The sequence below is a fragment of the Agrobacterium sp. lyk4-40-TYG-31 genome, from assembly GCF_030209855.1.
Lineage (GTDB): Bacteria > Pseudomonadota > Alphaproteobacteria > Rhizobiales > Rhizobiaceae > Agrobacterium > Agrobacterium vaccinii.
Genome location: NZ_JARVRE010000005.1, coordinates 647,313 through 667,245, shown reverse-complemented (window position 1 = coordinate 667,245; position 19,933 = coordinate 647,313). Strand labels below are relative to the sequence as shown.

20 protein-coding genes and 3 tRNA genes are annotated in these 19,933 nt (G+C 56.6%); all 23 read left to right on the top strand.

Annotated features, from left to right (window positions below):
• The first annotated feature begins 41 nt into the window (after positions 1 to 41).
• The 23 genes from QRN55_RS13710 to QRN55_RS13600 all read left to right on the top strand — a co-directional run bounded on the left by QRN55_RS13710 (position 42) and on the right by QRN55_RS13600 (position 19,930).
• Positions 42 to 419: a DUF7448 domain-containing protein gene (locus tag QRN55_RS13710; protein WP_284777097.1), complete on the top strand. Its 378-nt coding sequence runs from the start codon at positions 42 to 44 to the stop codon at positions 417 to 419.
• Positions 416 to 937, top strand: a complete 522-nt coding sequence (locus tag QRN55_RS13705; RefSeq protein ID WP_284777096.1) for a siphovirus Gp157 family protein — start codon at positions 416 to 418, stop codon at positions 935 to 937. Before QRN55_RS13710 ends, QRN55_RS13705 begins: the two co-directional genes overlap by 4 nt.
• A 288-nt stretch (positions 938 to 1,225) precedes the next feature.
• Positions 1,226 to 2,635: a DEAD/DEAH box helicase family protein gene (locus tag QRN55_RS13700; protein WP_284777095.1), complete on the top strand. Its 1,410-nt coding sequence runs from the start codon at positions 1,226 to 1,228 to the stop codon at positions 2,633 to 2,635.
• Positions 2,635 to 3,693, top strand: coding sequence for a DNA-methyltransferase (locus QRN55_RS13695; RefSeq protein WP_284777094.1), 1,059 nt, complete (start codon positions 2,635 to 2,637; stop codon positions 3,691 to 3,693). Before QRN55_RS13700 ends, QRN55_RS13695 begins: the two co-directional genes overlap by 1 nt.
• Entirely contained in the window at positions 3,690 to 4,061 is a 372-nt protein-coding gene (locus QRN55_RS13690; RefSeq protein ID WP_284777093.1) for a DUF6511 domain-containing protein, read from the top strand. The genes QRN55_RS13695 and QRN55_RS13690 overlap by 4 nt, the downstream gene beginning before the upstream one ends.
• An 11-nt stretch (positions 4,062 to 4,072) precedes the next feature.
• A complete protein-coding gene (locus tag QRN55_RS13685; protein WP_284777092.1) occupies positions 4,073 to 5,365 on the top strand; it encodes a DNA cytosine methyltransferase in 1,293 nt (430 codons plus the stop codon).
• 53 nt (positions 5,366 to 5,418) lie between these two features.
• A complete protein-coding gene (locus QRN55_RS13680; protein ID WP_284777091.1) occupies positions 5,419 to 6,282 on the top strand; it encodes a restriction endonuclease in 864 nt (287 codons plus the stop codon).
• Positions 6,283 to 6,344: 62 nt separating this feature from the next.
• Positions 6,345 to 8,543, top strand: a complete 2,199-nt coding sequence (locus QRN55_RS13675; protein ID WP_284777090.1) for a bifunctional DNA primase/polymerase — start codon at positions 6,345 to 6,347, stop codon at positions 8,541 to 8,543.
• A 241-nt stretch (positions 8,544 to 8,784) separates the two neighbouring features.
• Positions 8,785 to 9,867 (top strand): ATP synthase subunit B family protein, encoded by a 1,083-nt coding sequence (locus QRN55_RS13670; RefSeq protein WP_284777089.1) that lies wholly within the window; start codon positions 8,785 to 8,787, stop codon positions 9,865 to 9,867.
• A gap of 246 nt (positions 9,868 to 10,113) precedes the next feature.
• The gene (locus QRN55_RS13665) at positions 10,114 to 11,187 is read left to right on the top strand and encodes a ComEC/Rec2 family competence protein (protein WP_284777088.1); all 1,074 of its coding nucleotides are present in this window, start codon (positions 10,114 to 10,116) and stop codon (positions 11,185 to 11,187) included.
• 4 nt (positions 11,188 to 11,191) lie between these two features.
• Complete coding sequence (locus QRN55_RS13660; protein WP_284777087.1) at positions 11,192 to 11,959, top strand: hypothetical protein; 768 nt, start codon at positions 11,192 to 11,194, stop codon at positions 11,957 to 11,959.
• Positions 11,960 to 12,286: 327 nt separating this feature from the next.
• Positions 12,287 to 12,433: a hypothetical protein gene (locus QRN55_RS13655; protein ID WP_284777086.1), complete on the top strand. Its 147-nt coding sequence runs from the start codon at positions 12,287 to 12,289 to the stop codon at positions 12,431 to 12,433.
• Positions 12,434 to 12,573: 140 nt separating this feature from the next.
• Positions 12,574 to 13,059, top strand: coding sequence for a VRR-NUC domain-containing protein (locus QRN55_RS13650; protein ID WP_284777085.1), 486 nt, complete (start codon positions 12,574 to 12,576; stop codon positions 13,057 to 13,059).
• Between the two features lie 39 nt (positions 13,060 to 13,098).
• Complete coding sequence (locus tag QRN55_RS13645) at positions 13,099 to 14,043, top strand: hypothetical protein (RefSeq protein WP_284777084.1); 945 nt, start codon at positions 13,099 to 13,101, stop codon at positions 14,041 to 14,043.
• 298 nt (positions 14,044 to 14,341) lie between these two features.
• A tRNA-Ala gene (locus tag QRN55_RS13640) sits at positions 14,342 to 14,415 on the top strand.
• 5 nt (positions 14,416 to 14,420) lie between these two features.
• A tRNA-Thr gene (locus tag QRN55_RS13635) sits at positions 14,421 to 14,496 on the top strand.
• A 5-nt stretch (positions 14,497 to 14,501) separates the two neighbouring features.
• Positions 14,502 to 14,579, top strand: a tRNA-Pro gene (locus QRN55_RS13630).
• 17 nt (positions 14,580 to 14,596) lie between these two features.
• Positions 14,597 to 14,917, top strand: coding sequence for an HNH endonuclease (locus QRN55_RS13625; RefSeq protein ID WP_284777083.1), 321 nt, complete (start codon positions 14,597 to 14,599; stop codon positions 14,915 to 14,917).
• Positions 14,914 to 15,237: a hypothetical protein gene (locus QRN55_RS13620; protein ID WP_284777082.1), complete on the top strand. Its 324-nt coding sequence runs from the start codon at positions 14,914 to 14,916 to the stop codon at positions 15,235 to 15,237. The genes QRN55_RS13625 and QRN55_RS13620 overlap by 4 nt, the downstream gene beginning before the upstream one ends.
• A gap of 231 nt (positions 15,238 to 15,468) precedes the next feature.
• Positions 15,469 to 15,924 carry a phage terminase small subunit, hendrixvirinae-type gene (locus QRN55_RS13615; protein WP_284777081.1) on the top strand — a complete coding sequence of 152 codons (456 nt, stop codon included), beginning with the start codon at positions 15,469 to 15,471 and terminating at the stop codon, positions 15,922 to 15,924.
• Positions 15,925 to 15,935: 11 nt separating this feature from the next.
• Positions 15,936 to 17,576 carry a terminase large subunit gene (locus QRN55_RS13610; RefSeq protein WP_284777080.1) on the top strand — a complete coding sequence of 547 codons (1,641 nt, stop codon included), beginning with the start codon at positions 15,936 to 15,938 and terminating at the stop codon, positions 17,574 to 17,576.
• A complete protein-coding gene (locus QRN55_RS13605; protein ID WP_284777079.1) occupies positions 17,576 to 18,802 on the top strand; it encodes a phage portal protein in 1,227 nt (408 codons plus the stop codon). Before QRN55_RS13610 ends, QRN55_RS13605 begins: the two co-directional genes overlap by 1 nt.
• 9 nt (positions 18,803 to 18,811) lie before the next feature.
• A complete protein-coding gene (locus QRN55_RS13600; RefSeq protein ID WP_284777078.1) occupies positions 18,812 to 19,930 on the top strand; it encodes a S49 family peptidase in 1,119 nt (372 codons plus the stop codon).
• The last annotated feature ends 3 nt before the right edge of the window (positions 19,931 to 19,933 follow it).

Here is a 19,933-nt window from a genome sequence, read left to right as displayed (position 1 = left end):
CCACGCCACACCAATGGCGTCACCACATTGAGGAGATGAGAATGAGCTACTGGGATAGCCGCGTGGACCTTTCCACGCTTGTCGGCAAGACGCTTGCTGAAGTCAGAAGATCAACAGATGAGATAGTTTTCGTCACCGATACAGGCGAGACATTCAAAATGTACCACGAGCAGGATTGCTGCGAGTCAGTGTACATCGAAGACGTCGAGGGTGACTTGGAAGGCCTTGTAGGCAATCCAATCTTGATTGCCGAGGAAGTAAGTAATGCTGACCTTCCTAAGGCAAGTGAATACGATGAATCGTTCACTTGGACCTTCTACAAACTAGCGACGATTAAAGGTCACGTCGACATTCGCTGGTACGGTACTTCAAACGGATACTATTCGGAATCGGTTGATTTCGTGAAGGTGTCCGCATGACCAAACCAGCCAACGATAATTACCTAGCCGCCGACGTCGCCAACCTCGAAGCGCTTTTCGCCGACATGCTCGCCGCTTATCCTGAACTGGAAGCGGACGAAGAACTGCGCGCGGATATGCTTGAAGGGGAGACGAACTTCCACGCCGTCCTCACACGGATCGTCAATTCGGAGCGAGACGCTGAAAGCCTGGCGAAGGCCGTGGCCGGCCGCATCTCTGACTTGCAAGCTCGTAAGTCTCGGGCCGAGCGCCGCAAGGAAGCCATGCGCAGCCTGATGTTCAAACTGCTGAAAGCCGCTGGCGTGCCGCGCGTACCGCTGGCCGAGGCGACGATCTCAATCGGCAAGAAGGCTGCATCGGTCGAGATCATCGACGAGGCAGCCTTGCCGAAGGCCTACGTGCGGGTTTCGACGTCGCCGGACAAGACTGCCATCAAGGAAGCGTTGCAGGCTGGCAAGAAGGTCCGAGGCGCGAAGATGGGTGAGGCGGGTGAGCAGCTGTCGGTGAGGGTGGCGTGACCAAGTAGGTCAAAAGCAACGTTAATAAGGGAGGCCCGCCTGCAGTCCCACCCAGCTCGGCAGGCCTCACCCAATACCCCTTCCAGTCAGGGTAGATTACAACAAACACACTTTCTAAAATGCCGCAAGCGCGTGACCAGCTACCCAGCGGTAACGACTTCGCTATCGCAAGTTCTGGTTAATCAGAAATCCGTCACAGCGGCGTTGCCACTGGAGAAGTAACACCACCCGCCGCGCCACCAACGCGGCTTCCGCTTCGGCGGTAACACCACAGTCTGAGGAGACAAAATGAATATGAACGTTGCGCCCAGTGCGCAAGCGAACGCCTATGCTGCGTTCTTGGCGAGAAAGGCCATTCTAGACCCGCCAACGGGTCTGACCGAGATTCCAGATCTGCCGTCTGTGTTGTTCCCATTCCAGCGAGATATCGTAACGTGGGCGCTTAAGCGTGGCCGCTCGGCGCTCTTCGCTGGTACAGGCCTTGGTAAGAGCTTGATGGAGCTTGCGTGGGGGCAGGCTGTCAATTCGGCGACACAAGGGGATATCCTTCACTTCGCGCCGCTCGCGGTTGCGGCGCAGATGGTGCGTGAAGCCGAGAAGTTTGACATCCCGGCCAGACACGTGCGATCGCAGTCAGACATTGGCCCAGGCATCAACGTCACCAACTATCAGAAGATTGGTGCTTTCGACCTATCGCAGTTCTCGGGCGTCATCCTCGACGAGAGTAGCATTCTGAAATCCGAGACAGGTCATTATCGCAATGAGCTCGTTGATGCGTGTCACGACATACCGTTCCGGCTGGCTGCCACCGCTACACCCGCACCAAACGATTTCATGGAGCTTGGCAACCATGCTGAATTTCTCGGCATCATGTCCTACTCAGATATGCTTGCGACGTTCTTTACCCACGACGGCGGGGAGACGCAGAAGTGGCGGTTGAAGGGTCACGCCGAGAACGACTTCTGGCGCTGGATGGCATCGTGGGCAGTCATGCTGCGCAAGCCTTCCGATCTTGGCTACGACGATGGCGCCTATCTTCTGCCGGCGCTCCACCAGATCCATCACACTGTTGCAGCTCCTGTATCGAACTACGATCTCGTTGGAGGCCGCGCATCAACGCTCCAAGAGCGCATCAAAGCGCGCAGGGACAGCGTAGAGGATCGCGTGGCCTTCGCCGCAGCAATGACACCGTCAGACCGGCCTTTCGTGTGGTGGTGCAACCTCAACGCCGAGAGCGAAGGGCTGACCAAAGCAATTCCCGGCGCATTCGAGGTCCGTGGATCAGACAAGGAAGATGTGAAGGAGCGCAAGCTCATCGACTTCAGCGAAGGCCGGATCCGCGTGCTCGTGACCAAACCGTCGATCGCTGGCTTCGGCATGAACTGGCAGCATTGCGCAGATACTGGCTTTGTCGGCCTCAACGATAGCTTCGAGCAAATCTATCAGGCAGTTCGCCGCTTTTACCGCTTCGGCCAGCAGAACGAGGTAACGGCCCATTTTATCGCCGCAGAGACCGAAGGCGCAGTGGTTGCCAACCTGAAGCGAAAAGAGGCTGACGCCGACCGCATGGCCGCGGCGATGGTGCTCCACACTGCCAACATCACCAAGCAGGCGATCAACGCACAAGCGCGTGAAAAGGCCAGCTACGATCCCAAGATACCGATGCAAATTCCATCATGGCTAGGAGGTGCCGCATAATGACGAACGCACAGAACACCGCGGCACTCACCGCAGTCATCAACGCCGTGAACCAAGTCATCACCGACAAATATGCGATCTACGAAGGTGACTCCTGCGAGTTAATCCGCGCGATCCCCGGAGACAGCGTCCATTTCGGCATTCACTCTCCGCCGTTCGAGGGCCTTTACAAGTTTTCGAGCTTTGACCGCGACATCAGCAACAACGAGGGCGGCACGTTCTGGGAGCATTATGCTTTCCTCATCCAGGAGCTTCTGCGGGTAACGAAGCCGGGGCGAATCCATTCGGTTCATTGCATGCAGTTGCCAACAAGCAAGAGACGCAACGGCTTCATCGGTATGCGTGACTTCCGCGGAGATATCATTCGCGCGTATGAGGACGCCGGTTGGATCTTCCATTCCGAAATATGCATCTGGAAAGACCCTGTCGTCGCCCAGCAACGCACCAAATCCATTCGCCTTCTGCACAAGCAGATCACGAAGGACAGCTGCATCAGCGGGCAGGGGCTTGCCGACTATATCGTCTCGTTCCGAAAGCCGGGTGACAACCAGGAACCGGTCGACGGCATGTTTGATATGTGGGTGGGGGATGAAAGTCTCGACATCAGCCGCGAGGCTTATGAGCGCCACGCCGCAGAGACAATTGCTGATGGTCGCACGCCGTGGAGCTTCGAGCAGTGGCGTTCCGTATTCGTCTGGCAACGCTATGCGTCCCCCGTTTGGAGCGACATTCGCCAGACACGCACGCTGCAATACCGATCCGCACGCGATGAGCAAGACGAACAGCATATCTCGCCTTTGCAGTTGGACGTGATCGAACGTTGTATCGATCTGTGGAGCCTACCTGGTGAGACTGTTCTGACCCCGTTCCTTGGGATCGGCAGTGAGGTTTACTCTGCTGTAGAGATGGGCCGCAAGGGTGTCGGCTTCGAGCTCAAGCCTTCCTACTTCCGGCAGGCCGTGAAAAACATCGCGTCGTTGGGCACGAAAGATCAGCCGGTGGCCGATCTGTTCTCTGCCGCCAACGACAATCATGCTGTTGCCGCGGAGGCAGCATGACCAAGCTCCCAACCAGCCGGCGCCAGCACACGCCGACGGTCGATGCCGACCATAACCCGACCACCTGCTTTGTCTGCGGAATGCACGCCTTCGGTATCGGCGTGAATCCTAATCCAAAACATGACCCTCACTACATTTGCCGGAGGTGCGCCGTGGGCATCGACAATTATAAAAAGATCGAGCGGCTCGATGATTACGAGCTGCGTGCCTTGGATGCGGGCGTTGATGCCGTCGGTGAGTACATCGCGTCGCATGGCGTGACGGAGCTTGCGCACTTTGACGAGCTCATGCAGCGGATGATGGTCAAGGCGGCATGGGAGGGCTGTGCCAGGGGGCTGCGGGCGGCTTTGTCGGAGGCGCCGTTTTGATGGAGGGGAAAGTGAAACACGCAAATGACAACCACGCCGTCCTGCGCTTCCTGTCGGTTTGCTCCGGGATCGAGGCGGCCTCGGTCGCTTGGCATCCGCTCGGGTGGAGGGCTGTGGCTTTTTCTGAGATCGAGAAGTTCCCGTCGGCCGTGCTCAAGCACCATTATCCGGACGTGCCGAACCTCGGCGACTTCACCAAGATCAACACCAATACGCTTGGCCGCGTCGATATTCTCGCTGGTGGCACGCCTTGCCAGGCATTCAGCGTAGCCGGCCTACGCCAATCTCTCGCCGACGCGCGAGGGAACCTGTCACTCGAATTCGTGAGGCTTGCGCATGATCTTGCAGCTAACAATGGACTTCGGAACGTCGTCTGGGAAAACGTCGTCGGCGTCCTCAGCACCAAAGACAACGCCTTCGGTTGCTTCCTCGCCGGACTTGTGGGCGCAGATTCCCCCATCGAACCACCGCGAAGAGGCAAGTGGGCGCGTCACGGTATGGTCTCTGGACCTAAAGGACGGGCCGCGTGGGCTGTCAAAGATGGGCAATTTTTCGGAGTGGCCCAACGCCGCCGCCGTGTGCTCGTTGTCGCAGATTTTGGAAACGGGGCAGATCCCGCAGCGGTTCTTTTTGAGCCCGAAAGCCTGTTCCGGGATACTCCGCCGAGCCGAGAAGCGGGGAAAAGTATTACCCACCCAGTTGCACCAAGCCTTGTTAGCAGCGGCCGAGGAATAGAGCGGACTGGGGACACTCGCGGGCAGGATCCGGTTGTTGCTGTTGAATGGCCAGCCGAGGTTGCGTCAACGCTTAACGCTGCGTTTGGCCAAAAGCTCGGTCTTGAAAATCAGCACATAAATTCTGGCGCTCCTCTGTTCGTACCGTCGGCAGTCAGCGTCACTGGCGACGTTGCTCACACGCTTAAAGCCGAAGGTGCGGATGCCAGCGAGGATGGAACGGGCCGGGGCACGCCCATCATCACTTGTGCCCCAATTACGCCTGCTATGGTCAGCAACGGTGACAGACATGCCGGTTTCCGGAACGAAAACGGCTTAGTAGTTGAAACCTATGTGATCAGGCTAGTTAGGCGCCTCACGCCCGTCGAATGCGAGCGTCTTCAGGGCTTCCCAGACAACTACACCGACATCCCATGGCGCGGCAAACCAACAAGCCCAGACGGTCCGCGCTACAAGGCGCTCGGCAACAGTTGGGCAGTTCCCAAGTTCGTGTGGCTCGGTGAGCGAATTCAAAAGCTGATGCCAGCGAACAACGATAAAATTGAACTCAACCACAAACGAGCTGCATAACTTTTAAGAAACCAATGCGTGCGATCGTCGGCGGACCAATCGGGGGTGATCGCATGCTAAAAGTTAAGCCAAAAGTGCCTGGATACGGAGAGCTCATCTGGCCTACCGTGGTCTCATTCAGGGAGCTTGGCGGTTCCGCTGACAAGCAGCAATTGCTGGACAAGATAGCGGAAATCATGGGGCTGTCAGAAGATGTGATGACGGAGCTCCACAAAAACGGACCAGCGTCGGAAGTGTCGTATCGCGTAGCGTGGGTTCAGACGTGGCTGAAGCATGCAGGCATTCTTGAAAACCCTAAACGCGGTGTTTGGGTTCTGACGCTGATTGGAAGAAGCGTCTCTAAGGAGGAAGCTGAAAGCGTCGCGCCAAACAAGAAACGTGTATCAACAAAAGGGAGCGACGCGTCACAAGTCGATGTCGAACCTGGTCAGCCGGTCGCGCTCCCCGTCGACGAGATCGAATGGCAAACTGACGTGTTGGACACGATCAAAAGCATGAGCCCAGCTGCATTTGAGCGTCTGGCGAAGAGACTATTGCTCGAATTGGGATTCTCGAAGGTGACCGTTACCGGCAGGTCTGGTGATGGAGGGATTGATGCAGTCGGAACAGTAACCGTGAACAGCGTTCTGACCTTCAAAGTCGTGGTTCAATGCAAACGATACAAAGATACCGTCGGAGCGGGAGACCTTCGCAATTTTAGGGGAGCTATGCAGGGAAGAACTGACAAGGCGCTTTTTATCACAACGGGTACTTTCACCAAGGGTGCGCTGGACGAGGCGACCCGCGATGGAGTGCCTGAAATCGATCTCATCAACGGCGAGGATCTCACCGCTATCCTTAAGGAATTGAAGCTCGGCGTCAAAACAGAGATGGTCGAGAAAGTTAGCGTGGTGAAGGAGTTCTTCGCCGACATTTAATCAGAAAATACGGCGTCGACCACCAATCTGCGCTGCCTCACCACCACAAGAGGAGACCACCATTGCAAACGCCGCTTGAACTAGCGCAACACTACGTCGCCCAAGGCTGGCCGGTATTTCCATGCCGATCGCAAGCCGAGGAGCACGTCGACCAGGCAACCGGCGAGATCGTCACGCTAGGCGAAAAAACGCCTTTGACACCAAATGGCTTTAAGGCAGCAACGCGCTTTCATCGCATCATCGAAAGATGGTGGTCGGATTGGGCAGGCGCGGCCGTGGGCTTGCCGACCGGCGAGAAAACAGGATTCTTCGCGCTCGACATCGACAACAAGCCGGGCGGCGCAAATGGCTTTGACTGGCTAACCGAGATGGAAGCCGAGCACGGCCCGTTGCCCGACACAGCGCGCGTAACAAGCCCAAACGGCGGCATGCACGTGTATTTCAAGTACGTCGTCGGGACGCGTAACCGCGGCGCTCTGGGCGCTGGTGTCGATATCCGTTCTGAAGGCGGCTACGTTATCGCGGCCGACAGCGTGATGGCCGACGGGCGGTCCTATCGGTGGGTCGGCGACACGCGCGAGATCGCGGACGCGCCGGCGTGGTTGCTCGACCTGCTGTTGCCGAAGTCAGCGCCTACACACACCCAGTACAGTTTGTCTGCTGCTACCAACAACGCCTATGTCGATGCAGCCGTGGACCGCGAGCTGGCGGACCTTGCTGGTGCTCCAATGGGCAGTCGCAACAACGCTCTGAACGACGCCGCTTTCTCGATCGGGACAATTGTTGGCGCAGGTGCATTGGGCGAAGCTGAGGCGCGCGCCTTACTGCAGGATGTTGCGCGCGGATGGGGCAGGGACTGGTCACGCTGCTGCAAGACGATCGAGAACGGCCTGAAAGCTGGCATACAGAACCCGCGACACATTCCAGAGCCAGACTTCCCAGCGCATGACAACACGCGGCTGGTGGATATCACGCGCATGATACAGCGTGGGCTGGAGAAAGGGCGGGCGCGAGATCAAGCAGCCGCAGTAGATGCCGATGTCGTCAGCGAACCAGCACCACCTGACAAACAAACAGCGCAGCCAGCCAACGACAACGAGCCCCAGTCCGCAGAGCAAAGCCCGATCGTCGCTACCGCGTTCAAGTGGATAGACCCCAAAACCTTACCGCGCCGTGAGTTCGCCTACGGCACACATCTGATCCGCAAGTATGTCTCAGTGACCGTGTCTCCGGGCGGGCTGGGCAAGACCAGCCTTTCGCTTGCGGAGAGCCTCGCCATGTCGTCGGGTAGGGCGCTCTTGGGCACAAAGCCGCCTAAACGTCTGCGGGTGTGGGTATTCAACGCCGAGGATCCGCGCGATGAAATGGAGCGGCGCATCATGGCTGCCTGCATTCACTACAAGCTGAAGCCGGAGGACATCGAAGGCCACCTGTTTCTCGACAGCGGCCGCGAGCAAGAGCTGGTCGTTGCGGTCGACGACAAGAAGACCGGCACGCGAATCCAGCAGCCGATCGTCGAGGCCGTAGTTGAGCAGATCGAGCGTAACAAGATCGACGTGATGATCGTCGACCCGTTCGTGTCCACGCACAGCGTCAACGAGAACGACAATGGTGCTATCGACAAGGTGGCCAAGCTGTGGGCTCAGATCGCCGACTATACCAACAGCGCTATCGATATCGTCCATCACCTCCGCAAGGTTGCGGATCGGGAATCAACGGTCGAAGATGCCCGCGGTGCGGTATCGTTGATTGGCGCCGCGCGCTCGGTGCGTGTGCTCAACCGTATGTCCATCGAGCAAGCTGATCAGGCTGGCCTTCATCAAAACGACAGGCATGGATTCTTCAGCGTGACCTACGGCAAGTCAAACCTGACGCCGCTGTCTTCCAAGTTGGACTGGCGAAAGCTCGAAGGCGTGCCGCTGGGCAACGGCGTAGGGCTAGCAAAGCCGCAGGACTTCGCGCCGGTCGTGACGGAATGGCAGTGGCCTAGCGCCGAGGAGGTTGCCGGAGAGCTGACCAATGACCAGCGCATGGCCATACAGGCGGCCGTGAGCGCGTCTGACTACAAGAAGTCACCGAAGGCCAAGAACTGGGTCGGCAACGCTGTGGCCTATGCTGTGGGGCTGGATTTGGACGAAGCGTCCGACCGCAAGAAGGTGGCTAGCCTCGTCACGGCGTTGATGAAGGAAGGCGCGTTGATCGAGAAGGAGGAGCGTGACCCGGTGCGGCGTGAGTTGGGCAAGTTTGTAAGGGCGGCGTGAGAGGAAATGGCTGGTCATTTTTTAGGCGGAACGATGTTCCCCTATGAGAGTTTAGGTTCTGCTCAAACGCAGTCGGCTAGGCTGCGTAGCCCTTTGCGTGCAGGAAGCATCAAATAAGCTTCGGATCAGCTGCGCCATTAGGACTGATTTCTTTAGAGGAGACCCTCATGAACTCGATCATTTATCTCGTGGGACTAGTCGTAGTTGTCCTGTTTGTTCTCTCTCTGCTGGGGTTACGTTGATGGTAGAATCTTCATTGGTCGATAACCCGAACCGCAGCTACGTCGACTGGCCAGCAATTTTTGCTGGAACGGCTATCGCGTCTGGTACCATGGCTGTATTCACAGCGTTCGCAGGTGGGCTAGGACTAAACGCCATTTCGGCTGACAACGGTGGCGAAATCAGCGTCACTTGGCTCGTCGTGACGGGACTTTTCGTGGTCGTTTCGATGGTCGCGTCCTATATGCTCGGGGGATACATCTCTGGCCGCATGCGACGTCCAGCTTCGGAAACCACAACGAGTGATGAGCGGACGACTCGAGACGGTGTTAACGGTCTTGTCGTGTGGGGCATCGGCACGGTCGTATCCGCTTTTCTGGCTCTTGGCCTTGTTTCTGGCGGCGTCAAGGCTGTCGGAAGTGTTGCTCAAACAGCTGTTGAAGCGACTGGCTCCGCGGTAGGCGGTGCAGCGCAGGGAGTGGGTCAGTTGGCTGGCGGCGTTGTGTCAGGAGCAGGTAATGCTGTTGGTGGCATCGCGCAGGGTGCCGGTCAGGCTGCCGCTCCGAGCATCGAGCAGTCGCTGCCGCAGGGTCTCAAAGCAAATCCGATCGACTACTTTACAGACACACTGCTTCGAACAGACACGCCAGCGCTTAATGCCGATCCAAATAGTGGTGACTTTCAGCGCCAAGCAAGCGGCATCCTGAGCAACCTGCTTTCGACAGGTGAAATTTCCGACGCCGATAAGGCGTGGATGGCTAACCAGATCGCTGCTCGCACAGGCATTCCCCAGGCAGATGCGCAGAATCGCGTGAACCAGGCTGTGGAACGTGTTCAGGCTGTTCGTACAGCAGCGCAACAGCGCGTCGATGAAGCTCAGAAGAAGATCGACGAACTGACAGCACAGGCCGAAAAGACAATGCAGGACGCCAAGACTGCTGCTGCAGACGCGGCTGAGAAAGCCCGTATTACCGGCATCCTCACGGCGTTCCTTCTTGCGGCATCTTCGCTCGTGGCCGCAGCGGCGGCCTACATTGGCGCCGTGCACGGCGGACGTCACCGCGATGAAGGTCGTGTTTGGGGCGGCTTGTCATACCGTAAGTGATATCAATGCGGAGGCGGAACCAACGCTGCCTCCGCGCATTCCTACAGCCAAGTAGCTTGCGCACTGACCACGGATGTACTGGCAGAAGATGACAAGCGACAGGAAGGTCGGTGCGGTTTCGCCCCGGCCTTTTTTGTTTTCAATCTAAAGTTATCAAGGCATATGCCAAAGATGGTTGTAGATATCAAGATTGGGTAACTTGCGACTCATCTAATAATATTCAAGGTTGTTTCGAAGGAGACTAATATGGCTTTCGAAATCGACTTTCTTCCTGTTGGAAGTGGCACAAAAAGCGGCGACGCAATTTGCGTGAGGTACGGCAACGGATACAACCAAGCTACCATTCATGTAATTGATGGCGGGTATACGGAGACCGGCCCGGAAATAGTCGAGCATATTAGAACCACCTATGGCAATCCGGACTTCATCGATCATGTTGTCTTGACTCACCCCGATACAGATCATGTCTCTGGGTTGTTCCATGTAATAGAAAACTTCTCCGTGGGTACTCTGTGGATGCACCGACCTTGGTTGTATGCTTCCGAAATCATCCATAGATTTCACGGCAACTGGACGGTTGACGGACTAACAAGGCATCTGAAAGACCAGTTCGCAACACTTGTGGAATTGGAAAAACTGGCTATCTCACGCGGCGTCTCGGTCGCTAGCCCGTTGCAAGGTGCAGAAATTGGGGCATTCACTGTTCTGGCTCCTGAGCGATCAAGGTATTTGGATATAATTGTCGCACTCCCAAACACGCCGGCAGAGGTAAAGTCAAAGAAAGCATCTGCCTTACACGCCTTTGACATGTTGATTGAGAGGGCGAAGATCGCGATCCTGAAACACGTAAGTGAAGACTGGTATAACGAAACCCTTGAAGAATATCCCGGTGCGACCAGCCCATCGAATGAATCTTCTGTGGTTCAAGCAACCGTACTCGATGGAAAGAAAATACTTTTGACCGGAGATGTCGGGCCGACTGGACTGCAAGAAGCGTACGATTATGCCTCTATTCGTGGCTTCTCGCAGCCAGACCTAATGCAGGTGCCTCATCACGGAAGTCGAAGAAATGTCACGCCTAGCGTCTTAAACTGTTGGCTGGGTGGCGTTGTGACTGAGGGATATTCGCATGGCTACGCTGTCTGCTCCGCCGCGGAAAACGATCTCGATCACCCTCGCGCCAAAGTCGAGAACGCTTTTTTGCGACGTGGATACCCGGTTTATTCTACCAAGGGACAACTAAAGTACTACGCGGAGGGAGTTTCGCGCGGCTATAGTTACGCGCAGCCAGCTCCATTCCGCACCCAGGTCGAGGAGTGAATCAATGTTAGGGATCTTCAAGTTCTTTGATGCTTATAATCTGAGAGCAAGAGTGTTCCCTGCGATGGTAGCCGGGCTACCCACTCTCGCCTTAATTCTGGCGGTCGTACCATGGGATCGTCTAGAATTATCCCATTTAATCGCGACTGTTATGTCCCTGACCTTGATATGGGCGTTCTCAGACTTCGCGCGTCAGTCTGGCATAAAGGTCGAGCAAAAACTTGGAAGTCGGTCTACGCTCTATCTTTGGTATCACAATAACCACGAGCTCGATAGCATCTCTAAAAAGCGGTTTCGAGAGTTTATGGCTGGGAAGCTTGGTGTGCCAGCCCCCACCGCTGAGCAAGAGACTGATGACCCTGCCAAAGCAGACGATTTTTATGCCGCAGCTTCTGCTTGGCTAAGAGGTGCCACAAGAGACACAAAAGTCTTTAAGATTTTGTTTGAAGAACTGATGACCTACGGCGCTCGCCGCAATCTTCTTGGTTTGAAAAAAATAGCGCTTGGCATGAACTTGGTAGTCATTTCGGTGTGCGCCAGTGCCCTATATTTTGAATGGAGCCATCCATCACTATCTAACCTTCAAGAGAAGTTGGCGATCGTAATCCTCGCAGTGTTTCTGCATTCCATTTATATGATTTTCGCCGTCAAGAAATCGTCAGTGCTAACCGCGTCACGCGCTTACGGTAAGCAACTCGTTCTTTCTTGTGATGAATTGATGAAGCCAAAATCCGCGACTGTTAGGCGACCCAGGAACGTTTCAAAAACGTGATATCTAAGGTCTTTGTCTGCAACCACACACATGGCGAAACACAACCCCTGATACCGCCCGGATAGCGAAATCTTATCCGTGCATTATCTGTGCACTTGCTGGGCGTTCACACCTGCACAGCTCTGCCCGGTTCTTGCACGTTTAGGGGAGTATATATTTATATATACCCCCACTCGTGCAACCGTGCAGGGCGGTGTGCTGGCCGCACGGTTGATGAAGAGATTTATTCGGGCACCGTGCATCGTGCAGACGGGCGGCTTCGATACAACCTGAATATTGGAACCCATAAGGTGGCGATCGCATTACCGGCTCAAAGGAGAATTCGAAATGAGCCGAGCCAAGAGCAAGCAATATACCGTCGAGAAGCTTCAGGAGGTGTATTCCCTGAGTTTGCCCAAAGCCGTCCAGCTTCTTGATCGCTTCGGAGGTGACGCGGCATTGATCGACAAAATGATGAAACGCCTCGTGCGTTGAAACCCATTCAAGGTCGGCAACAGCCGGCCTTTTTTGTTGCCCAGAATTTATTTCACGCCACCCCACGGCATTTTCCGACGCAAAAACTATATACCTTGTAACGCACGCCACCAACGTGCCGCACCACAACGGAGGCCAGCATGAACCCCAGCAAGAAAGCCACCAGCCAGACGACCCGCATCAACGGCAAGCGCGTCGTTATCCGCACTTCGGCCAAAGGTACCGTGAAGGTCAACGACGCCCCCATCAAGGAAAGCGATGGTCAGGCTGCCCAGGTTCGTGCGCTGCGAGCCCTGCCAGAGTTCGGCAGGCAGTTCCTGTTGGCTGGCGACATGAACAGCGCCAAGCGCGGACCTCGTGCCCAAGCCGATGCTATCGCGACCGGTATGACGCCAGGTGAGGCCGATCTGCGAATCTACATCAAGGGCGGCGCGCTGCGGATGATCGAGAACAAGGTTGGCAAAGGTCGGCTGTCTCCGGCCCAGGTTGAGCGCCACGCATCGCTGGCGCGGCTAGGGCATCCGGTTGAGGTGGTGCGTTTTACGTCCACCGGTGAGGCGGCAACCAAGGCGGTAACGCTGGTGCGGAAATGGCTGGCAGATAACGACAACACCAAGCAGCAGTAACGGCGCCCACCAAGCGCCGACACCACAGGGGAGACGTATATGAACGAGGAAGACCAAATCATCGACGCGACTGGAAGGGTGGCATTCACAGGCGACCAGCCACACCCATACCGCACTCGCACCCGCTTTCGAAAGGTGGACGGCAAGTGGGAGCCGATTGAGGAAGCCAAGACCAGAGACAAGCCAAAAACCTTGCCGACGGCAGAAGACAGGGCGGAGGGCAGAAAGCGGGCAGAACTGAGGTCGGCTGAGGAGGCAAAGAAAATGGCGAAGTTCAGAAGAGCAATAGTGAAGCGTCAGTCAATCGGCGATCCCTCATGCGTCCAGAGCCGCAGCGAAGACTTTCCGCTCATCGAGGCATTGCGCCGCGAAGGACGTGAGGAGCTAATCGCTGTTGTTCTTCGCTATCGTCGACTTGTTGCTTTGTGTGAGGCTGAGCCATTGAAGGGGCTGGACTACAGCAAGGCGGATGGCGGTGAGGTTGTCCGCGAAACCAAGAAGATGACACCGGAGGCCGATATCGATAGGGCGGCGGCATCGGACTGGAAAGACGTCCCCGACGGCGAGATCAAGGTTTCCACCAAGGTCAAGAAGAGCAAAGGCTCGCACGCCATACCCTCGCGCAGGACGGTAGTTGCTTCCAACGACAACACCGCAGCTGGCAGCGTCATCAAGACCGAAAGCTTGCACGTGAAGATCACCGATGAGATCTTGAACGAGCACATCGACGCAAAGCCGATATTGGTCGAGCTTCGTTCTTCACTAGGGCCGTTGGTCGAACCTTTTGAGGCTGCGGTGCTGGGAGGACAAACTTATACCGAGATCGGCAAGAAGTCCGGTGAGCGGACACAGCCGTCGGTCGCCGGTAGGGCTGTGGTCGGCACCGCAATCGCCTTCATCAGCGTTAAGTGGCAGGAGATTGATAGGCGAGAGGCGCGGCTTGCCGAGCTGGCTCTAAACCGTTTTCGAAACCGCGCAGCATAGGACCGTATGCCACGCGCATTCAAATCCCCGAGGGGTGAGAGGGTATCGAAAGATATCTTCGCCCCTTTGCGGTTACGACCGCCCCGCCGTCATGCTGCATTCGGTGCAGCCGCTGAACGATGCGGGTAACTATCCAAGAATAGCAAGACGACCGGCTCGTCAGCGAAAACCATTATGAGGTTGTCGTCTTGCTTTCCCAATCCCATGCGCGTTCTCCTCCGCTTGCATGGTGATCGTGCGGCCCGTTCCCCTTGATCTGTTACCGGATTGGGTTGAGCGGGCCGCTTTGAGTTTCAATGGGACGTGCTCTGGGTAAGCGGGTAATCCTTGCAAGATTGCTGCCGGTCGGTTCGATTCCGACACGCTCCACCAATCACGCCGACATAGCTCAGTAGGTAGAGCGCCTCCTTTGTAACGAGGATGTCGTGGGTTCAATTCCTGCTGTCGGCACCAATCATCTGTGTGTAGCTCAGTCTGGTTAGAGTACCGCACTTGGACTGCGGGAGCCGCTGGTTCGAATCCAGCCACGCAGACCATTTGCCAAGGCACACCAATGCCCAAACCCTATGGCCGCTCAGCCGAAGCCGCTCTCTACCGTCGCATGTACAAGACTGCCAGATGGCAGCGACTGCGTGAGGCCCAGCTTACTGCTGAGCCGCTGTGTCGCTTCTGCTTGGCTATCGAGGATGTGACCGAGGCTACGACGTGTGACCACGTCAAGCCACATAGGGGTGACGAAGAATTGTTCTACGATCTAAACAATCTGCAATCGTTGTGCGCCCCATGCCACGACACGTTGAAGGCTCGCATAGAGCGAGGCCAGCAGGCTGTGGTGATTGGAGTTGATGGTTATCCGGTGGAGGTTGGCAGATGACGCGAGGTACTGACAACACCAAAGCCATGGTGATGGCGCTACCCGAAGAGGGAGCGTGCGTTGTGGTCCATACTGCACCAATGGTTCGATACCTCGAGCGCATGATCTATGACTTGCGTGGCAAGGACATGTTGAGGCGTTGCAAGGTGTGGCGCGTGGAGAGCCAAGGCGATGCTGACCGCCTTCAAGGATTGCGCATGCGGACGTTCGTTGATCATGCCTTCTGGGAGTTGACGCATGATCGCCATCTAGCGCGCCGCGTCGATTATCTCGTTGATGCGATCAACTATCAGTTTCCCGACATGAAGGCGGCTGCTTAATCCAACACTCGAAGAAACATCGAAAAACATCTGATTTTATTCGATAATATCGAAAATAGTTGTTGACATGATGCCGAATATGATGTAAAATCAAAGGTTTACCCAAAACAGGGGGTGGTCGCAAAGTCGACGATCGACCCGGCCAGGGACCGTCGGGGGAATGCAACGTTAATCCAAACACAGTTTTTTGCCTAGCGTGCGCGCAAGCGCGCGTGCGCGAGGGGATTCCGCATGTCTGATAAGAAAAGCCGCGTAGATAGCGTGGCCGAGGCCGTGAGGATTGCCTCTGCGGTCAATGAGGAAATTACCTTTCCTGAAAACGTCCCTCTCGAAGAGGGCGACGTTCCATTTTTCAAGAACGTCATTGCGGAATACGCCCGCGCCGAATGGTCCGCCCACCAGCTTGAGATAGCAGCGATGCTGGCTCGCACAATGGCAGACTTGGTGCGGGAGCAAGACCTGCTGCGCAGTGAGGGTGCCGTCGCATACAGCGAGAAAGGCACGCCGCTAGCAAACCCGCGCAAATCCATCGTGCAGATGCACGCATCGTCCATCTTGTCCTTCCGCCGGTCGCTGGCGCTTCACGCCAGAGCAATCCAAGGCGAGGCGAGGGACTCAGCCAAGCGACGCGACACCGCAAAAGAGATCGAGGCGGGCGCAAGCACGGACGATGACCTGCTAGCCTAATCGAGGTTGTAATGCTTTCAGAGGCCGTGGTCGGTGCCATCAAGTGCGGCCCGATTCCGGTTCTGCGCGATTGGCGCACGCTGCCGACGTCGGAGTTGACCCGCGGCGAAAAGATGTGCCGCTTTATCGAAACGTATCTCGTAGTGCCGGAAGGTGCGCTGGTCGGTCAGCCAATCAAGCTGCTGGACTTTCAGGTGTCCTTCATCTTGTCGGTCTACGACAACCCGAACGGTACGTCCCGCGCATATCTTTCGATTGCGCGTAAGAATTCCAAGACGGCGACAATCGCCTGTCTTTTGCTCGGCCACGTCATTGGTCCAGAGGCGTTCCCAAACAGCCGCATCATGTCGGGTGCGCGATCCCGCGACCAGGCTGCGGAAGTCTTCAACTATGCCAGCAAAATGCTGATGATGTCGCCGCAGCTCAAAGGGCTGTACCGCATCGTGCCGTCGGGCAAAATGATTGTCGGCCTGCGCAAGAACGTGGTTTATCGCGCCAGTTCGGCTGAGGCCAAGAGCGCACACGGTGGTTCGCCACTGGTTGCGATTCTTGACGAGGTCGGCCAGATCAAAGGCCCGCACGACGATTTCGTCGAGGCGATCGTAACATCGCAGGGCGCGTACGGCGACAAGGCGATGATCTTCGCCATATCGACGCAGGCAGCTACCGACGGCGACTTGTTCTCGCGATGGCTGGACGATGCAGAGACCTCGAAAGCACCGCGCACGGTCTCGCACCTCTATACGGCGGATCCTGATTGCGATGTGCTGGACGAGGAAGCGTGGAAAGCTGCCAACCCGGCGCTAGGAATATTCAAATCAGTTTCATCGGTTCGCGACGACGCCGAGCGCGCTTCACGTATGCCGACCGAGGAGGCCAGTTTTCGTTGGCTCCATCTCAACCAAAGGATAGACGCCAATGCACCGTTTGTGTCTCCGGCTATTTGGCGAGCGTGTAACGCTCGAGTTGTGGACTTTGATGGTCTCCCTGTCTTTGGTGGGCTCGACCTTTCTGAGGTGAGCGACTTGACTGCTTTGGTGCTGATGGCGCCGAAGCAGCAGGAAGGCAAGACCATCTGGCATGTAAAGCCGACGTTCTGGCTGCCAGGCGACGGTATACGCGCAAAGGCAAAAGCCGACCGGGTGCCGTACGACATTTGGCACAAGGACGGACACCTTGAGGCAGCGCCGGGTAAAACAGTCGACTACGAGTTTGTTGCGCATTACCTGCGCGACCGGTTCGAAGAGATGGACATCCGCAAGATCGCGTTCGACCGGTGGAACTTCCGACATTTGAAGCCGTGGCTGCAAAAGGCTGGCTTCACAGACGATCAGCTTGAAGGCGATGACGCGGTATTCCAGCCTTTCGGGCAGGGGTTCCAGTCGATGTCTCCCGCTCTCCGCGAGTTAGAAAGCACCATCCTCAACGGCAATCTCGCTCACGGCGATCATCCGGTTCTGACGATGTGCATGATGAATGCGACCGTTAAGGCGGACCCCTCTGGCAACAGAAAACTGGTGAAGCACAATCGCGAGCGCCGCATCGACGGCGCAGTGGCACTGACTATGGCGACGGCGATGGCTGGAACATACGAAACCAGTGACGCCGGCGACATGGACGACTTCATCAACAACATGGTTATGGTGATCTAATGGGTCTCTTCGATAGATGGCGCGGAGTACCCATCAAGCTCACTGACGGTGAGTTCTGGCGCGGGTTCTTCGGCTGGGGCACTACTTCTGGCGAAAACGTGACGATTGAAACGGCGCTACAGCTTGATGCTGTGTGGGCGTGCGTCAATCTGATCCGGAATGCAGTAATCATGCTGCCGTGTAATGTCTACAAGGACGACGGCGTTACGGTCGACAAGGCCTCGCCGCTATACGATCTGCTGCACGACATGCCGAACATGGATGACACCGCCTCAGACTTCTGGGCCATGGTTGTCTTGTGCTTGTGCCTAGATGGCAATTTCTTCGCCGAGAAGAAGCTGAACGGCGGCAAGTTGGTGGCGCTCAATCCGCTGCCGCCACTCGCTGTCAACGTCTGCCGCGATAGTCGCAACGCGCGATACTACGAGGTTACGGAGAACGGTAAAAAGCGCAGGATCGCAGAAGACAAGATGTTCCACGTTCGCGGGGCTGTGTTGCCTGGCTGTGATCGCGGCATGTCTCCAATCGGCGTGGTTCGCAACACGGTCGGCAATGCTCTGGCGGGCGAAAAGACCGCGGGAAAGATGTTTGCCAACGGGATGCAGGTCGCAGGTGTTCTTTCGTCTGACCAGATCCTCAAGAAAGAACAACGAGCTCAGCTCGGCGAAATTCTCGGCCAGTTTGCTGGCTCGGATAAGGCAGGCAAGATTGCAGTTCTGGAAGCTGGCCTCAAATACCAGCAGCTGACGATCAATCCAAAAGACGCGCAGATGCTTGAGGTGCGCCAGTTCAACGTTGAGCAGATTTGCCGCATTTTCGGTGTTCCACCGGTGATGATCGGCCATGCTTCGAACGGCACGACGACCTGGGGCAGCGGCATTGAGCAGCTGATCCTGCAGTTTATCAAGACTTGCCTTGGGCCTCTGGTCAAAAGCATTGAATCGGCCGTCTACCGCGATCTGCTCGACGAGAAAACACGCAAGACCACCATCGTGAAATTCAACATGGAAGGCCTGCTTCGCGGCGATAGCACGGCGAGGGCAGAATTCCTGTCGAAGATGGTCACAAACGGCATCTACACGCCAAACGAAGCCCGTTCCTATGAGAACAAGGCTCCAGTCGACGGCGGCGAGAAGGCAATCGTCAACGGCACCATGACCCCGCTCGATAAGGTCGGTCAGGCCAACGATAACGCGCCACAAACGCCAGCAGCACGCGCTGCATAAGGGAAAATCATGAAATTTGAACACCTGATTTCGGTCTTTCTGGCCGAACCTTGGGCTATTCAGCGCGAAAAACTGGGCGTTTTGGCTGATGTTTTGGTCGCTAGAGCAGAAGGCGAAAAGCTGTTTTCGTCCGAGTATGCCGCCTCTATCGATGAGGCGCGAGCCAAGGAGATCGCTGAATCCAGCGGCAGCGTGGCCATTATCCCGGTTTACGGGGTTTTGGCCGACAAAATGGACCTATTTTCCGCCATGAGCGGCGGCACGTCCTATGCTGGCATCAAGAGATCGCTGCACAAGGCGCTTTCGAACGCGGATATCAAGGCCGTCGTGCTCGATATCGACAGCCCCGGCGGCACGGTTCCCGGTACTGACGAACTCGCCACTGAAATTCGCAAGCTACGCGGCGGCGAAAAGCCAATCATTGCCCAGGTTAATTCGCTGGCCGCGAGCGCTGCTTACTGGATCGCGGCTTCGACTGACGAAATCGTCGTCACGCCATCCGGTCGTGCCGGTTCGATCGGCGTCTACACTGCGCACGATGATCTTTCGGCTGCCCTTGAGCAGCGAGGCATCAAACGCACTTACATTTCAGCTGGCAAGCACAAGGTCGAAGGCAACGAGACGGAGCCGCTCGGCAAAGACACGTTGGCGCATGTGCAGGACGGCGTAAACCGCTCCTACAATCGCTTTGTCGCGTCAGTCGCTGAAGGGCGCGGCGTGACGGTCAGCAAAGTTGAGGACGGCTACGGACAAGGGCGCGTGTTCTACGCGGAAGCCCTCATGGACCGAGGCATGGTCGATCGTGTTGCCACACTTGACGAGACCCTGGCCCGCTACGGCGCGGACGCAGAGCCTGCGCCGGTAAAGCGCATCAAGGCTGCGAACGCTGCTAAGGCCGAGGCCGCACAAACGCTGGTCGCGAAGATGACGGCCGGCGAGCAAATCACAAAACGCGAGTTCGAAAACGGCATCAGGGGACTGATGGGGTTGTCGGGCTCTGAGGCAGAGCGGGCCGCTCGGCTCTACCTCAAAGATGGTCAGGGGGCTCCTGACGTCGAGACGGATGCTGCTGCTTTGGCAGCCATTAACCGGCTTATCGCCGAAGCAAAAACACCCCTCATTCTATAGGAG

Bases quoted from the DNA above. Each gene is read 5' to 3' on its own strand.
- QRN55_RS13710 (WP_284777097.1), top strand. From the start codon at position 42: ATGAGCTACTGGGATAGCCGCGTGGACCTTTCCACGCTTGTCGGCAAG.
- QRN55_RS13705 (WP_284777096.1), top strand. From the start codon at position 416: ATGACCAAACCAGCCAACGATAATTACCTAGCCGCCGACGTCGCCAAC.
- QRN55_RS13700 (WP_284777095.1), top strand. From the start codon at position 1,226: ATGAATATGAACGTTGCGCCCAGTGCGCAAGCGAACGCCTATGCTGCG.
- QRN55_RS13695 (WP_284777094.1), top strand. From the start codon at position 2,635: ATGACGAACGCACAGAACACCGCGGCACTCACCGCAGTCATCAACGCC.
- QRN55_RS13690 (WP_284777093.1), top strand. From the start codon at position 3,690: ATGACCAAGCTCCCAACCAGCCGGCGCCAGCACACGCCGACGGTCGAT.
- QRN55_RS13680 (WP_284777091.1), top strand. From the start codon at position 5,419: ATGCTAAAAGTTAAGCCAAAAGTGCCTGGATACGGAGAGCTCATCTGG.
- QRN55_RS13670 (WP_284777089.1), top strand. From the start codon at position 8,785: ATGGTAGAATCTTCATTGGTCGATAACCCGAACCGCAGCTACGTCGAC.
- QRN55_RS13665 (WP_284777088.1), top strand. From the start codon at position 10,114: ATGGCTTTCGAAATCGACTTTCTTCCTGTTGGAAGTGGCACAAAAAGC.
- QRN55_RS13660 (WP_284777087.1), top strand. From the start codon at position 11,192: ATGTTAGGGATCTTCAAGTTCTTTGATGCTTATAATCTGAGAGCAAGA.
- QRN55_RS13655 (WP_284777086.1), top strand. From the start codon at position 12,287: ATGAGCCGAGCCAAGAGCAAGCAATATACCGTCGAGAAGCTTCAGGAG.
- QRN55_RS13650 (WP_284777085.1), top strand. From the start codon at position 12,574: ATGAACCCCAGCAAGAAAGCCACCAGCCAGACGACCCGCATCAACGGC.
- QRN55_RS13645 (WP_284777084.1), top strand. From the start codon at position 13,099: ATGAACGAGGAAGACCAAATCATCGACGCGACTGGAAGGGTGGCATTC.
- QRN55_RS13625 (WP_284777083.1), top strand. From the start codon at position 14,597: ATGCCCAAACCCTATGGCCGCTCAGCCGAAGCCGCTCTCTACCGTCGC.
- QRN55_RS13620 (WP_284777082.1), top strand. From the start codon at position 14,914: ATGACGCGAGGTACTGACAACACCAAAGCCATGGTGATGGCGCTACCC.
- QRN55_RS13615 (WP_284777081.1), top strand. From the start codon at position 15,469: ATGTCTGATAAGAAAAGCCGCGTAGATAGCGTGGCCGAGGCCGTGAGG.
- QRN55_RS13610 (WP_284777080.1), top strand. From the start codon at position 15,936: ATGCTTTCAGAGGCCGTGGTCGGTGCCATCAAGTGCGGCCCGATTCCG.
- QRN55_RS13605 (WP_284777079.1), top strand. From the start codon at position 17,576: ATGGGTCTCTTCGATAGATGGCGCGGAGTACCCATCAAGCTCACTGAC.
- QRN55_RS13600 (WP_284777078.1), top strand. From the start codon at position 18,812: ATGAAATTTGAACACCTGATTTCGGTCTTTCTGGCCGAACCTTGGGCT.